Below are 12,692 nucleotides of genomic sequence, written 5' to 3'. Positions count from 1 at the left end.
CCCTGTCGGTGTTATCGGCAGCCTCTGGAGCAGCTTTAGCGCAAAGTTCGGGCGGCGGAGCGACGCTGCCGCTGCTGATCGGCCAGGGCGCCGGCGGCAGCAGCTACTCGGTGCCGATCCAGACCCTGCTGTTCTTCACCGCCCTGGGCTTCCTGCCCGCGGTGCTCTTGATGATGACGGGCTTCACCCGCATCGTGATCGTGCTGTCGCTGATGCGCCAGGCTCTGGGCACGCAGGCGGCACCGCCCAACCAGGTGATCATCGGCCTGTCGCTGTTCCTGACCTTCTTCGTGATGAGCCCGACGCTGGACAAGGTCTACAGCGAGGCCTGGCAGCCCTACTCCACCAACCAGATCGCCTTCGATGAAGCGCTCAAGCGCGCCGAGGTGCCGATGCGCAGCTTCATGCTCAAGCAGACCCGCCAGGCGGATGTGGCGCTGTTCTCGCGCCTGGCCAAGCTTGATGCCTCCGTGAAGCCCGAGGATGTGCCCTTTCGCGTGCTGGTGCCGGCCTTCGTCACCAGCGAGCTCAAGAGCGCGTTTCAGATCGCGTTCCTGATCTTCATCCCCTTTCTGGTGATCGACATGATCGTCTCCAGCGTGCTGATGAGCCTGGGCATGGTGATGCTGTCACCGGTGCTGGTTGCCCTGCCCTTCAAGCTGATGCTGTTCGTGCTGGCCGATGGCTGGAACCTGCTGCTCGGCTCGCTCGCCGCCTCCTTCGTCACCTGACCGCCAAGCCATCATGGATGCACAACAAGTCTTCACCTTCGGCCAGCAAGGCCTGTACATGCTGCTGCTGGTGGCTGCACCGATCCTGCTGACGGTGCTGCTGGTGGGCGTGCTGGTCAGCGTGTTCCAAGCGGCCACTCAGATCAACGAAGCCACGCTGTCCTTCGTGCCCAAGGTGGTAGCCGCCGTCATCGTGATGGGCGTCGCCGGCCCCTGGATGATGACCACGCTGGTGGAGTACATCCAGCGCACGCTGCAGACCATTCCGCAAGTGGTCGGCTGATCTACAGAAGCTCGCCGTGTTTGCCGTCACCGAAGCGCAACTGCTGGCCTGGCTGACACCGCTGCTGTGGCCCTTCATCCGCACGCTGGCGCTGTTCGCCGGGCTGCCCATCTTCAGCCAGCGGAATATGCCGATGCGGGTGCGCGTCGGTCTGGCGATGTTCGTCGCCATCGCGGCCCAGGCGTCGCTGCCGCCGATGCCAGTGGTGCCGCTCGACTCGCCGCCGCTTCTGCTCTTGCTGGTGTCGCAGCAGCTGCTGATCGGCCTGGCGATGGGCTTTGCGGTGCGCGTAGTGTTCGCTTCGCTGGAGTTCGCAGGCGAGCTGATCGGCCTGCAGATGGGCTTGAACTTCGCCGGCTTCTTCGACCCCGCCACCGGCAGCCAGGGCACCTCGACGGCACGCTTCTTCGGCGCGTTGGTGGCGTTTCTGTTCATTGCCATCAATGGCCACCTGCTGCTGATCAATGCGCTGGTGCAGAGCTTCACCGTCTTTCCGGTCGGCGAGGAGCCGTTCCGCTTTCTGCGCGTCGCTCAGCCCCAGGTGTGGGGCGCCGAGATCTTCCGCATCGGCCTGTGGATCGCCCTGCCCTTGATCACGATGCTGATGTTCGTGAACCTGGTGCTGGGCGTGATCTCGCGGGTGGCGCCTCAGATCAGCGTCTTCGCCGTCGGCTTCCCCTTGACGGTGAGCATCGGTCTTGTCGGCATGGTCGCCACGCTGCCGTTGATGCAGACGCCCTTCATGACGGCGCTGGAGCGCATGCTGGCGGTGTTCGGCTGAAGCAAGTGACGCTCAGCGCACTTCGCGCGCCAGCTTGAGCACCTGCGAGCTCAGCACCAAGCCGCGGCGGCGTGCCTCGCTGTTGTTGACGCGGAACGCCAGGCCGTTGGGTTCCAGCACCAGCGTGAACACCGCGCCTGCCCGATAGGCATCGGGCGAGTCGCCAATCAGCAGCACCGGCTCGTCCTTCAGCGAGCTGATCCAGCGCTGCCAGCTCAAGCGATCCATGTCCACCAGCACCAGTACCTGGCAGTCCTCGGCCTGCCTGGGCGACTGGATCACCCGCAATTGCGCGGGCGCACCCGCCAGCGGCTTGGCGCTGACCTCCTGCAAAGCCGACTGCAGCGGCCCGGCCCCGACCAGGCAGTAATTGAACTCACGCATGGGCGGCGGCGGCCAGTCGGTGTACTGTGCAAACCGATAGATGAAGGCGGCCTTGAGCTGCGCCTCCTGCGGAGTGGCGAAAGCCGACATGCCGGTGCCCAGCCCCACGGCTGCTCCCAGCAGCAGCCGGACCAGGCAAAGCAAGCAGCGGGCAGTCAGGCCTGGCTTCATCGAAGCCGCCACTCGGTCGCCAACTGAAGGCTGCGCCCGGGCTGCCGAATCGCCAAACCGAACGGCGAGGTGCGGTCGTAGCTCCGCGTTGCCGTCAGGTTGTGCACGCCCAGTGACACGTTCAGCCCTTCCTTGGCCCGCCACAGCAGGTGGAGGTTCTGCTTGGCGTAGCCGGGAAGGTCATCCAGCGCGGTGCTCCTGCGGCTGACGCTGTAGAGCTGCCACGCAACGGAGAGCTCATCGCTCAAAGGCTGGCGATGGTTCAGTTTGAGCAGGGTCCGGGGCGAGTTGTGCAGCAGGGCCCCGTTCTGATCGAGGCTGCGTTGCAAGGAGAGCGCCAGGCTGAGTTGCGCACCGCTCCGCCAGCGCTGCTCCAGCCCGAGCTCCAGGCCTCGGCTGCGGACACGGTCGGCATTGATGTAGGAGAACCCTTCGCTATCGAGGCTGATCAGGTTGCGCAGTTCGGAATCGAAGACCGAGACGTGATAGCGCAGCGCCGATGTCAGGCGAGCGTCCCAACCCAGCTCCACCGTCCGAATGCGCTCCGGCCGCGGCACATCTTCGAAATTGAGAGAGTTCACCATGTCTTCGTACAGGTTGGCTTGGCGGAACGCCCCCCCGTACATCAGCCGAAGACTGGCGTCAGCGGATGCGGTCCACACCCATGCCAGGCGCGGAACCCAGAGCGAGCGGCTGTTGCTGCTGCCATCTCGCCGGACACCAAGCACGAGCAGATGCGCGCCCGCGACCTGCCACTCGTCCTGCAGGAACAGGCCGATCCTGTGCCCCTGCTTCTGATAGACCTGCAAGGGCTCGGCCCCCAGGGCGCGGAACACCAAATCCTGCCGATCGTCATCCTGCACCTCAAGCCCTGCGGTCAAGCGATGGCCGCGGGCCAGCTGCCGTCGCAGTTGCAACTCCAAGTTGCGCCACTGTCCCAGGGACTGAACACGGAAGCGCCCCCTCTCCCCGGTCTCCAGAATGAAGGGGGTTTCCTGCCGGTAGCGCATCTGCTGAGCCGAGAAGCGTGTTGCAAGATCCCAGGCATCACCCAGCACGGTGTCGTAGGCCAGCTGCAGGAACCCGTGATCGTTGACATCATTCGCCTGCCCCATTTCGGGCTGCGGCCCACTGCCCAACAGCAACGGCGTACCCCTGTTGTAGCTGTTGAGCCCGAACTGGAGCCGGAGCCCGCGCAAGCTGCCGTAGCCGAGCAGCTTGCGAGATCGCTCCCAGTTGAGCTGCCGCGATCGGGCCGACTGGAACTCTGCCTCATCGACCGGCGTGTACATCTCCGGCCGCTGGTAGGCGCTGAATGCAAGGCCCCATTCGGCCCCACTGTCGCTACGCTGGGCCCAGCTCAGCCCGGTGCGATAGCCACGCTGCGAATCGACCCCAGCGGTCCAGCGCAGTCCGCCGCCCGCGCCGGCGCCTCGCGTCGTGATACTGATGACACCAAGGAAGGCATTGTTCCCGTACACCGCACCGCCTGGACCGGGCGAGAACTCGACGCGATCGACAAGCTCGATGTCGATCGGGAAGTCCTCACCCACTGGCGCGGCGTCATAGAAGTTCTCGTTAAGGCGCATGCCGTCCAGCAGGATCAGCAAGCGGCTGTTGATATCCGCAGGCCGCCCCAGGCCTCTGGCCCCGACAAACGTCAGGATGCCGTTGCTGGTGACGTACAAGCCTGGCAGCTGGCGCAACACGTCGGCCAGGTTGCGCAGCCCACGCAGGCGGATCTCATCGCCCGAGAGCACATAGGTGATGCCGGGCGCTTGCGCCGCACTCTGCGCGAACCGGGAGCTGGTCGTCACCTCCAGATCCCGGGGCTCGACGGGCAGACTCTGGCGCAGCAACTGCTCGAGGCTGAGCTCACTGGCCACCGGTTCGCGTTGGGCAGCAGCGGGGCCCGCCAGCAGCGATGCCAGCGCCAGCAGGGCTCTGCTGATGCCTGCACATACCGCACTACTGCTGCGCATGTTCAGCCCTCCGCCAGCAGTTCTTTCCCGCCCGCTTTGCGGCATACATCGCTGCATCCGCAGTTTTGAGCAGCGCCTCGGCATGCTGGGCATCCAGTGGACAGAAGGCCAGGCCGACGGTGGCCCCAACCGGCATCAACACGCCGGTGACCACCAGGGGCGATCGCACCGAGTTAATCAGACGCTGAGCCATCTGCTCGGCCACGGCGGCGTCCTCCAACTCCGGCAGCAGCAGGGCGAATTCATCGCCGCCAAGCCGGCATAGCAAGTCGCCGCGGCGCAGCACGGCTGACATGCGCTGCGACACCACCTTCAGCACCTCATCGCCCGCCTCATGCCCGTGGTTGTCATTGACCGCCTTGAAGTTGTCGAGATCGATGAACATCAAGCCCATCAGTCCCTTGGCCGCCAGCGACCGCGCAACCATCTCTCGGACGGCACTCTGAAAGAACAGCCGATTGGGCAGCTGGGTCAAGCTGTCATGGTGCGCAAGCTGCTGAAACTGCTCTCCCGCGGCCTGCTCCCGGCGCAGGCGCTGGTTGATCTGCTCTTGCGCCACCTCGATGCGCGCCAGCATTTCGTTGAATCGCTGAGCGAGTCGCCCGACCTCGTCGAGGCGATGGACTGGAACCCGCTGGCTGAAGTCCTGCCGCTCCGCGACCTGCTCAGCCAGCCGCCCAAGTTCGACGATGGGAGCCAGCGCCCGCCGCTGCACCTGGCGCAGCACATAGGCTGCCGTGAGCGTCGCCAGCGCGACCACTGCCAATGCCGCAACACCGAGAATCAACAAGCGATGGACCAGCTGGTCCAGGCTCTCGACCAGGGTCAGACTGCCCAGCTTCTCGTCCTTGAACGTGATGGTCTCGCTGACCCGTACATCCGCGACGCGCAGGAAGCTGGCGGGGGTGGTTGATCGGTCGCGCCGCCGCTCCAGCAGTACATGCCCGTCCGCGGAGAGCAGCCGCACCTCCAACAGGTCGGGCCGCTGGGCAAAGGCCACCAGCTCGGTCCGTGCCGCATCCAGATCGTTGAAGGCCACCATGGAGGCCAGGCTGCCAGCCAGCAGCCTGGCGGATTCCTCTGCCGCATCCTGCTGGCGCTGGACCGCCAAGTTCCAGGCCAGGGTGGCGATCAGCAGCACCGAAACCAGCAAGGTCAGCACAAGCACCGAGAGATTGAGCGCGGTCAGCCGACGGACCAGCGACACGCTGCCACGCACAGCCACAGGCTGCACGCCGTCGTTCCCGGATTGCAGCGTTGCAGATTCGCTCTCGCTCATGCTTCGGATATCGGCTCAACTGCGACAAGCATTAACGAAACGCTGCCCGCTGTCCAGGTCAAAGAAGCGCCGAAGCGCACCGCCTCTCAGCCCTGAACCAAGCCGTTCCGGATGGCGTACACCGTCAGTTCGGAGTTATTGCCAAGCGCCAGCTTCTCCAGCACGCGCGCCCGGTAGACGCTGACCGTCTTGGGGCTCAGGGTCAACTCCTCGGCAATGTCAGAGAGGCGCTTGCCCGAGGCGATCATCACCAGGGTCTGCAACTCGCGGTCCGACAGTTTGTGGTGCGCCTGCTCGGTGGTCGGGGCCGTCAGGCTTTCGACCAGCATCTGCGCGATCTCGGGAGTCACGTACTTGCGGCCCTGGGCCACAGTGCGCACCGCCTGCACCAGCAGCTGCGGATCGCCACCCTTGTTGACGTAGCCGAAGGCACCCGCCTTCAGCGCGCGGATCGCATACTGGTCTTCGGGGTACATGGAGACGATCAGCACGCGCAGCGCAGCGCCTTCATCCTTCAGCACATGCAGCACATCCAGGCCGCTGCGACCCGGCATGTTGATGTCCAGCACCAGCACATCGCAGTCACGCCCATCGCCGGCCAGCTGGCGCATCAGGCTGCGCAGCTCGCCATAGTCGCCGGCCTCACCGATGACCTCGATGTCGGCCGCGTCAGCGAGCGTGTCGCGGATGCCGCGCCGGATCAGGGCATGGTCGTCGCAAAGAATCACTTTAATCATGCACTGCCCCAGGCAGATGGATCGTGGGCCGCGGCCTTGCCGTCGGCGGAGTCATCGTCTGCATCAATGTCCGGCTCCTGCAAAGGCACCGATAGGATCAGGCTGGTCCCGCGCACGCTGCTGCTGAGATCGACCCACCCGCCGACCGTAGCCGCCCGTTCATGCAAACCGCGGATGCCAAAACTGCGGGCCTTGGCAAGATCACCGGGCGCGATGCCTTGGCCATTGTCGCTGACCTCCAGGGTCAGCACGCCCGAGTCCACGCTGAGTTCGATGTCGACGCGCGTCGCATTGGCATGCTTGGAGACATTGGTCAGCGCCTCCTGCGCGGTGCGATAGGCCACCAGCGGCACACCGGCCGGCAGCTGGATCTGCTCGTGGCTGGTGCGGACCTTGGTGATGATGCCGGTGCGACGCTCGAAGCGCATGCTCATCCACTGCACCGCGGCCACCAGCCCCTGCTCAAGGATCGCTGGACGAAGGTTGTGCATGATGCGCTGGCTGGCTTCGATGGCATAGCTGACCGTCTCGAGCGCTGACTGCACGCGCTGATGCAGTGCTTCGTTTTCCGCATGCCGAGCCATCCACGCCAGATCGAACTTCAAGGCGGTCAAAGAGCCCCCGACATCATCGTGAATCTCGCGGGCGATGGCGGCGCGCTCCATTTCGACACTGGTCTGCAGATGGCCGGCCAGTTCATGAAGGCGCTGCTTGGACTTGCGCAGCTCGCGGTCAGCCTCCTGCCGCGCCCGCTGGGTTTCATTGGCCTCGATCGCATGCAGGAGTGCCGGCGCGAGCCGGGCCAGGTTGTTCTTCAGCAGGTAATCCGAGGCACCCGTCCGCATGGCCGCGACAGCGGTGTCTTCACCGATTTCGCCAGAGACCAGGATGAAGGGAATCAGGCGCTTGCTGTCCTTCAGCATGTCCAGCACCAGCAAACCGGAGAACCCGGGCAGGTTGTAGTCGGACACGATGGCGTCCCAGGGCTCGCCCAGCGCGCGCGCCACCTCAGACAAGGAATCGACGCGCTCGACCTGAACTTCCAAACCAGCCCGACGCAGCTGGGCAAGAATCAGCTGGTGGTCCAGCTCGGAATCTTCGACATGAAGTATGCGCAGGGAACGCTCGACACCGGAACTCGTCATGGGGCCCGAGTATGCCAAGAATGTATTGGCTTCCCGCAACACCGCGCCCCGGCCACCGAAGCTGCTTGAGCATTCGAAAAACCGGGGGAATACTAGGCTCCGTCAGGAATTCTTGGCAATCCGCGCAAATAGACCGGTTTCATCTGGGTTGTCCTGTCGACATGCGAGGCGGAAATGCCGAAGATCCCGGCTATTGATGGTGATCGTTTTTGCCGACTTGAGACGGCAGCACCATGGGTCGGGTGAGGAACAACAAGTGTGGAGCCAATAAGTTGATGACAGATACCCCTGCCCCCGACGAGCCCGGGACGCTCCCCCTGCTGGCCGCTGCCGAGATTCAGGATCACCTGATGACGGTCACCAACGACCTTGAGCGACTGCAGCGTCTTCTGGATGACGCCGGCGAATCACTTTCGGCTCACTTCTTCACTGCCTCGAGTCACCTGCACACCCTGTTGCGCCAAGCCGCTGAAAAAGGGGACAACGAGGCGGCCGCGCTGCACAGCGTGATGGAACAGATTGCCGGCGCCATCACGGCGCTGCAGTTTCAGGATATGGCCACGCAGCTGATCGCCCACACCAGCCAGCGGCTGCGCAACTGTGCCGACCAGTTGGCCCGCGACACCTTTGGCGATGACGAGGAAGGCGAGGCCGTGGTCGAGATAGCGCCACTTCGCCCCAACCCCGTGACCCAGGATGAGATGGACGCGGGCTCCATCGAACTGTTCTAAAGATCCCTAAAGTTCAACCGATATCAGCTTGTTATCCGGAGAGAAAGCGATGCATTCAATTCTTGCTGTGGACGACTCGGCCTCGATGCGCCAGATGGTCTCCTTCACCCTCAAGAACGCAGGTTTCAATGTGGTCGAAGCGGTCGATGGTCAGGACGCGTGGGAAAAATCCAGTACCCGCGACTTCGACTTGGTGCTCACTGACCAGAACATGCCCCGCATGGATGGCATCAGCCTGACCAAGAAGCTGCGCGACAACCCCAAGTTCAAGACCACGCCCATTCTGATCCTGACCACCGAGTCCAGCGACCAGATGAAGCAGGCCGGACGCGCCGCAGGTGCGACTGGCTGGTTGGTCAAGCCCTTCGATCCAGCCAAGCTGATCGAGGTGATCGGCAAAGTGATTCGTTAAGGCATCGCAAGCGCAGAGGAGCAGAGCATGGGAGAAATGACCTCCGAAGGCGCCAGCCTGAGTGCCGGCATCGACCTGAGTCAGTTTTATCAAGTCTTCTTTGAGGAGGCTGGCGAGAACCTCGACAACATGGAACAGCTGCTGCTGAACCTGAACATCGAATCCGCCGACGATGAAGAGCTGAATGCGATCTTCCGCTGCGCTCACTCCATCAAGGGAGGCGCTGCGACCTTTGGTTTCAGCGATGTGGCTGAACTCACGCACCAGATGGAGACGCTGCTGGACAAGCTGCGTCGGCATGAACTGGCGCCCAACTCCGACATGGTGGATGTGCTGCTCCAGTCGGGCGATGCCTTGCGCGCCCAGTTGGGACGGCACCAGGGCTCTGGCGCTGACGCCGTCGACACGACGGATCTGCTGAACAGCATCCGCGGTTTCGTCGAAGGCCAGGCGCCGGCACCAGCGGCAGCGGCCAAGGCGCCAGCCCCGGCAGCGGCAGCCCCGGCGCCCACCGCGACGGCAGCGCCTGCCAAGCCTGGTGCACGCCTGCTGGAACTTCAGGTCGGGCCGCTGAGCGATCCGGCGCAAGCAGACAACTTGGTCGAGCTCTTCAAGGAAATCACCGATCTCGGCACCATCGAGCCGCTGGATGCAGGTGTTTCTGCTGACGGCATGCGCCGCTTCAAGGTGCTCACCAGCAGCAGTGACAACGACTTGCTGGATCTGTTCACCTTCCACGTCGCCCGCGAGCAAGTCAAATTGCTTCCCCATGGCCCAGGCTTTGGATTCCACGAGGGCGCGCCAGGCTCGCCGGCTGCTGAAGCCCCGGCGGCAGACCCAGGCTACGGCTTCTTCGACAACGCGCCAGGTGTGCCCGCGGATACCCCAGCGCCTGCGATCGTCGAAGCCCCCAAGTCCGCAGTTGTGGCCAAACCCGCAACGCCTGCAGCCAAGCCAGCCGAGGGCCGTCCGGCAGCAGGCGGCATGGATCAGTCCACTCTGCGCGTCTCGGTCGAGAAGGTCGACCAGTTGATCAATCTGGTGGGTGAACTGGTGATCACGCAGGCCATGTTGGCGCAGAACAGCGCCGGCCTCGACCCGGCGCTCTACCAGCAACTGGCCTCCGGCCTCGCTGACCTGGAACGCAACACCCGGGATCTGCAGGAATCGGTCATGTCGATTCGCATGATCCCGATGTCGATCGTCTTCAACCGCTTCCCACGCATGCTGCGTGATCTGGCATCCAAGCTCGGCAAGAAGGTCGAGTTGGTGACCCAGGGTGAAGCCACCGAGCTGGACAAGGGCCTGGTCGAGAAGATCACCGACCCGCTGACCCATCTGGTCCGCAACAGCTGCGATCACGGCATCGAGTCACCCGCAGACCGAGTTGCCAAGGGCAAGCCCGAGCACGGCACCATCACCCTGGTCGCGTCGCATCAGGGCGGCTCCATCGTCATCGAAGTGCGTGACGATGGTCGCGGTCTGAACCGCGACAAGCTGATCAAGAAAGCGCGCGAGAAAGGCATTGATGCACCGGACTCCATGACCGACGCCGAGGTTTGGGGCCTGATCTTCGCGCCGGGCTTCTCCACGGCGGATCAAGTCACGGACGTGTCAGGCCGTGGCGTTGGCATGGACGTGGTGAAGAAGAACATCACCTCGCTGGGCGGAACGGTCGAGATCGACTCGGCCGAAGGCTATGGCATGAAGGTTTCCGTGCGCCTGCCGCTGACGCTGGCCATCATGGACGGCATGAGCGTCGGCGTGGGCGAAGAGGTCTACATCCTGCCGCTGGCCTCGGTGGTCGAATCCTTCCAGGTGCAATCCGACACCATCAAAACCGTGGGCGGCTCGGGCCGCGTGGTCGAGGTGCGTGACGAGTTCATGCCAGTGATCGAGCTTGAACGGGTCTTCAACGTGCCGCGTTTCGACTTCGAGCATGTCAGTTCCATCATGGTGGTCGTCGAGGCCGAAGGCGGCCGGGTCGCGCTGCTGGTGGATGAGTTGCTCGGACAGCAGCAAGTGGTGGTGAAGAACCTGGAGGCGAACTACCGGAAGGTCACGGATGTCTCCGGCGCCACCATCATGGGTGACGGTCGGGTCGCCTTGATCCTTGACGTTGGCAGCTTGGTGCGCCGCTCACGCCACTGATGGCGCGAACGGCATCATGAACACGATGAGAACAACCTCCGGAAAGAAACGATGAATCTGCGCGCCCTGCTCCGCCAGTTCAGCATCCGCACCCGAATGATCGGGGCGATTGCCATGGTGTTGGGCTTGCTGCTGGCGGTCGGCGGCGTCGGCCTGCTGGGCATGAACTCGCTCAACAAGCTCACCCAGGACTTTGCTGACACGTCCGTCGCCGAGGCTACCCATCTCACCCGCCTGGTTCGCACCATGGGGGAGATGCGCGGCTTCGAGAAGGACATGATCATCAACTACGAAAAGTCCGAGGTCGTGAAGGCGACCCGGGCCAAGTGGGACGCGGCGCGCAAGGCGATTGGCGAAATTGCCAAAGACATGGCCGTCAGCCAGACCGAAGCGGATCGCGTGCAGATGGGGAAGATGCTGGCGGCCCTCGAAGCCTACGCTGGCAAAGCCCAGGCCGTCTTGGCTCAGCTAGAAGCAGGAGGCTACGACAACGCCGCTGTCGCCGACAAGCTGTTGGGCCGGGCCAAGGAGGATGCTGCCCTCGCCGAGAAGCTGATCGATGAGATGCGCGAGCAACTGGGCAAGGAAAGCGAGGCGGCCCAGGCTTCAGCCGCCTCCACACGCGCCAGCGTACTGACGGCCTTCGTCGTTGTACTGCTCGTGTCAGCCGTGGTGGTGGTCCCGCTGACCTTGCTGAACATGACCAGCATTTGCGAGCCGCTCTCCGATGCCGAGCAACTCGCCAATGCGATTGCGCAAGGCGACCTCACCAGCACACCCCGGACGATCGAAGGCAAGGACGAAGCCTCGCACCTGATGCAGTCGCTGCAGCACATGCAGCAGTCCCTGCAGGGCTTGGTCGGGCAGTTGCGTTCATCGGCTGAGAGCATCCGAACCGCCTCCGTCGAGATTGCAAGCGGCAATCAGGATCTGTCCGGCCGTACGGAGCAAACCGCCAGCAACCTCCAGCTGGCCGCTTCATCGATGGTGCAATTGACCGGCACCGTCAAGCAGACGGCAGATTCCGCACGCACGGCAAACCAGCTGGTCTCGTCCGCGTCGGGGGCCGCAGCCAAAGGCGGTGAGGTGGTGGGTCAGGTCGTCGCCACGATGGACGACATCAACACCAGCTCGAAGAAGATCAGCGACATCATCGGCGTAATCGACGGCATTGCCTTTCAGACGAATATCCTGGCGCTGAATGCTGCCGTGGAAGCGGCCCGTGCCGGCGAGCAGGGCCGTGGGTTTGCGGTCGTGGCCGGAGAGGTTCGCAGCCTCGCCCAGCGCAGTGCCGGGGCCGCGCGTGAGATCAAGACTCTGATCGGTGCCAGCGTCGAACGCGTCGAAACCGGCGCGCGCCTCGTGCAGGAAGCTGGCTCATCGATGAGCGACATCGTTACCAGCGTGCAACGTGTCAGCGACATCATCGGTGAAATCGCCGCAGCAGCGAGCGAGCAGAGCGACGGTATCGGGCAAGTTAACCAGTCGGTCGTCCAGCTCGACCAGATGACGCAGCAAAACGCGGCCCTGGTCGAAGAATCCGCCGCAGCCGCGGAGAGCCTGAAAGATCAGGCCGAACGGCTGGCCCAGGCCGTGGATCGATTCCGCGTCAGTGCGAGCACAGGTCAAGCGGTGACTCATCACGCCACATTTAAGCCCAGGCCGGCTGCGCCGGTCAAGCCGCTATCGGCCGCCGCCACGAGCGTGCCGCCCACCGCACCGAAGTCACCCAAGGGGCAAGCAGCGCCCCGGCCGACGGCAAGCCTTGCGCCCCGCACGGCGCCTGCACCGCGGGCCGCAACAGCACCTGCTGAAGCCACCAAAGTTACAGCACAGCGCCAGTCGGACAAGACTGCCCTCGCCGATGGCGAGTGGGAAAGTTTCTGAGCCACTCCTTCACCCGCA

Annotated in this window: 12 protein-coding genes; 7 read left to right on the top strand and 5 right to left on the bottom strand. The window is 63.9% G+C overall.

Annotation, left to right across the window (positions count from 1 at the left end; translation table 11 throughout):
- Positions 1-2: 2 nt before the first annotated feature.
- The 3 genes from fliP to fliR are packed head-to-tail and all read left to right on the top strand — an operon-like array spanning position 3 to position 1,795.
- Entirely contained in the window at positions 3-731 is a 729-nt protein-coding gene (gene fliP / locus ACIQ67_RS10245) for a flagellar type III secretion system pore protein FliP (RefSeq protein WP_397534266.1), read from the top strand.
- 13 nt (positions 732-744) lie between these two features.
- Positions 745-1,014 carry a flagellar biosynthesis protein FliQ gene (gene fliQ / locus ACIQ67_RS10240; protein ID WP_397534265.1) on the top strand — a complete coding sequence of 90 codons (270 nt, stop codon included), beginning with the start codon at positions 745-747 and terminating at the stop codon, positions 1,012-1,014.
- A gap of 16 nt (positions 1,015-1,030) precedes the next feature.
- Positions 1,031-1,795 (top strand): flagellar biosynthetic protein FliR, encoded by a 765-nt coding sequence (gene fliR, locus ACIQ67_RS10235; protein ID WP_397534264.1) that lies wholly within the window; start codon positions 1,031-1,033, stop codon positions 1,793-1,795.
- Positions 1,796-1,807: 12 nt separating this feature from the next.
- Here the strand turns inward: fliR and ACIQ67_RS10230 are convergent, their stop codons facing one another.
- The 5 genes from ACIQ67_RS10230 to ACIQ67_RS10210 form a co-directional block, all read right to left on the bottom strand.
- Positions 1,808-2,350: a YfiR family protein gene (locus ACIQ67_RS10230; protein ID WP_397534263.1), complete on the bottom strand. Its 543-nt coding sequence runs from the start codon at positions 2,348-2,350 to the stop codon at positions 1,808-1,810.
- On the bottom strand, positions 2,347-4,332 hold the full coding sequence (locus ACIQ67_RS10225; protein WP_397534262.1) for a TonB-dependent receptor plug domain-containing protein: 1,986 nt from the start codon (positions 4,330-4,332) through the stop codon (positions 2,347-2,349). Before ACIQ67_RS10225 ends, ACIQ67_RS10230 begins: the two co-directional genes overlap by 4 nt.
- Positions 4,319-5,611 carry a diguanylate cyclase domain-containing protein gene (locus ACIQ67_RS10220; RefSeq protein ID WP_397534261.1) on the bottom strand — a complete coding sequence of 431 codons (1,293 nt, stop codon included), beginning with the start codon at positions 5,609-5,611 and terminating at the stop codon, positions 4,319-4,321. The genes ACIQ67_RS10225 and ACIQ67_RS10220 overlap by 14 nt, the downstream gene beginning before the upstream one ends.
- An 86-nt stretch (positions 5,612-5,697) precedes the next feature.
- On the bottom strand, positions 5,698-6,348 hold the full coding sequence (locus tag ACIQ67_RS10215) for a response regulator (RefSeq protein ID WP_397534260.1): 651 nt from the start codon (positions 6,346-6,348) through the stop codon (positions 5,698-5,700).
- Entirely contained in the window at positions 6,345-7,493 is a 1,149-nt protein-coding gene (locus ACIQ67_RS10210; RefSeq protein WP_397534259.1) for a response regulator, read from the bottom strand. Before ACIQ67_RS10210 ends, ACIQ67_RS10215 begins: the two co-directional genes overlap by 4 nt.
- Positions 7,494-7,768: 275 nt before the next feature.
- On the opposite strand from ACIQ67_RS10210, the gene ACIQ67_RS10205 reads away from it, so the two are divergent.
- The 4 genes from ACIQ67_RS10205 to ACIQ67_RS10190 are packed head-to-tail and all read left to right on the top strand — an operon-like array spanning position 7,769 to position 12,674.
- Positions 7,769-8,224, top strand: a complete 456-nt coding sequence (locus ACIQ67_RS10205; protein ID WP_397534269.1) for a hypothetical protein — start codon at positions 7,769-7,771, stop codon at positions 8,222-8,224.
- A gap of 49 nt (positions 8,225-8,273) precedes the next feature.
- Positions 8,274-8,636 (top strand): response regulator, encoded by a 363-nt coding sequence (locus ACIQ67_RS10200; RefSeq protein ID WP_183105291.1) that lies wholly within the window; start codon positions 8,274-8,276, stop codon positions 8,634-8,636.
- A 27-nt stretch (positions 8,637-8,663) separates the two neighbouring features.
- Positions 8,664-10,787, top strand: a complete 2,124-nt coding sequence (locus ACIQ67_RS10195; protein ID WP_397534258.1) for a chemotaxis protein CheA — start codon at positions 8,664-8,666, stop codon at positions 10,785-10,787.
- A 51-nt stretch (positions 10,788-10,838) separates the two neighbouring features.
- The gene (locus ACIQ67_RS10190; protein WP_397534257.1) at positions 10,839-12,674 is read left to right on the top strand and encodes a methyl-accepting chemotaxis protein; all 1,836 of its coding nucleotides are present in this window, start codon (positions 10,839-10,841) and stop codon (positions 12,672-12,674) included.
- The last annotated feature ends 18 nt before the right edge of the window (positions 12,675-12,692 follow it).

The sequence above is a fragment of the Roseateles sp. genome, from assembly GCF_044373315.1.
Classification (GTDB): domain Bacteria; phylum Pseudomonadota; class Gammaproteobacteria; order Burkholderiales; family Burkholderiaceae_C; genus JACDQM01.
Note: the sequence above shows the minus strand (reverse complement) of the source record. Positions and strands in the feature narration are given on the sequence as shown.

Bases quoted from the DNA above. Each gene is read 5' to 3' on its own strand.
- fliQ (WP_397534265.1), top strand. From the start codon at position 745: ATGGATGCACAACAAGTCTTCACCTTCGGCCAGCAAGGCCTGTACATG.
- ACIQ67_RS10230 (WP_397534263.1), bottom strand. From the start codon at position 2,350: ATGAAGCCAGGCCTGACTGCCCGCTGCTTGCTTTGCCTGGTCCGGCTG.
- ACIQ67_RS10220 (WP_397534261.1), bottom strand. From the start codon at position 5,611: ATGAGCGAGAGCGAATCTGCAACGCTGCAATCCGGGAACGACGGCGTG.
- ACIQ67_RS10200 (WP_183105291.1), top strand. From the start codon at position 8,274: ATGCATTCAATTCTTGCTGTGGACGACTCGGCCTCGATGCGCCAGATG.
- ACIQ67_RS10205 (WP_397534269.1), top strand. From the start codon at position 7,769: ATGACAGATACCCCTGCCCCCGACGAGCCCGGGACGCTCCCCCTGCTG.
- ACIQ67_RS10215 (WP_397534260.1), bottom strand. From the start codon at position 6,348: ATGATTAAAGTGATTCTTTGCGACGACCATGCCCTGATCCGGCGCGGC.
- ACIQ67_RS10225 (WP_397534262.1), bottom strand. From the start codon at position 4,332: ATGCGCAGCAGTAGTGCGGTATGTGCAGGCATCAGCAGAGCCCTGCTG.
- ACIQ67_RS10210 (WP_397534259.1), bottom strand. From the start codon at position 7,493: ATGACGAGTTCCGGTGTCGAGCGTTCCCTGCGCATACTTCATGTCGAA.
- ACIQ67_RS10190 (WP_397534257.1), top strand. From the start codon at position 10,839: ATGAATCTGCGCGCCCTGCTCCGCCAGTTCAGCATCCGCACCCGAATG.
- ACIQ67_RS10195 (WP_397534258.1), top strand. From the start codon at position 8,664: ATGGGAGAAATGACCTCCGAAGGCGCCAGCCTGAGTGCCGGCATCGAC.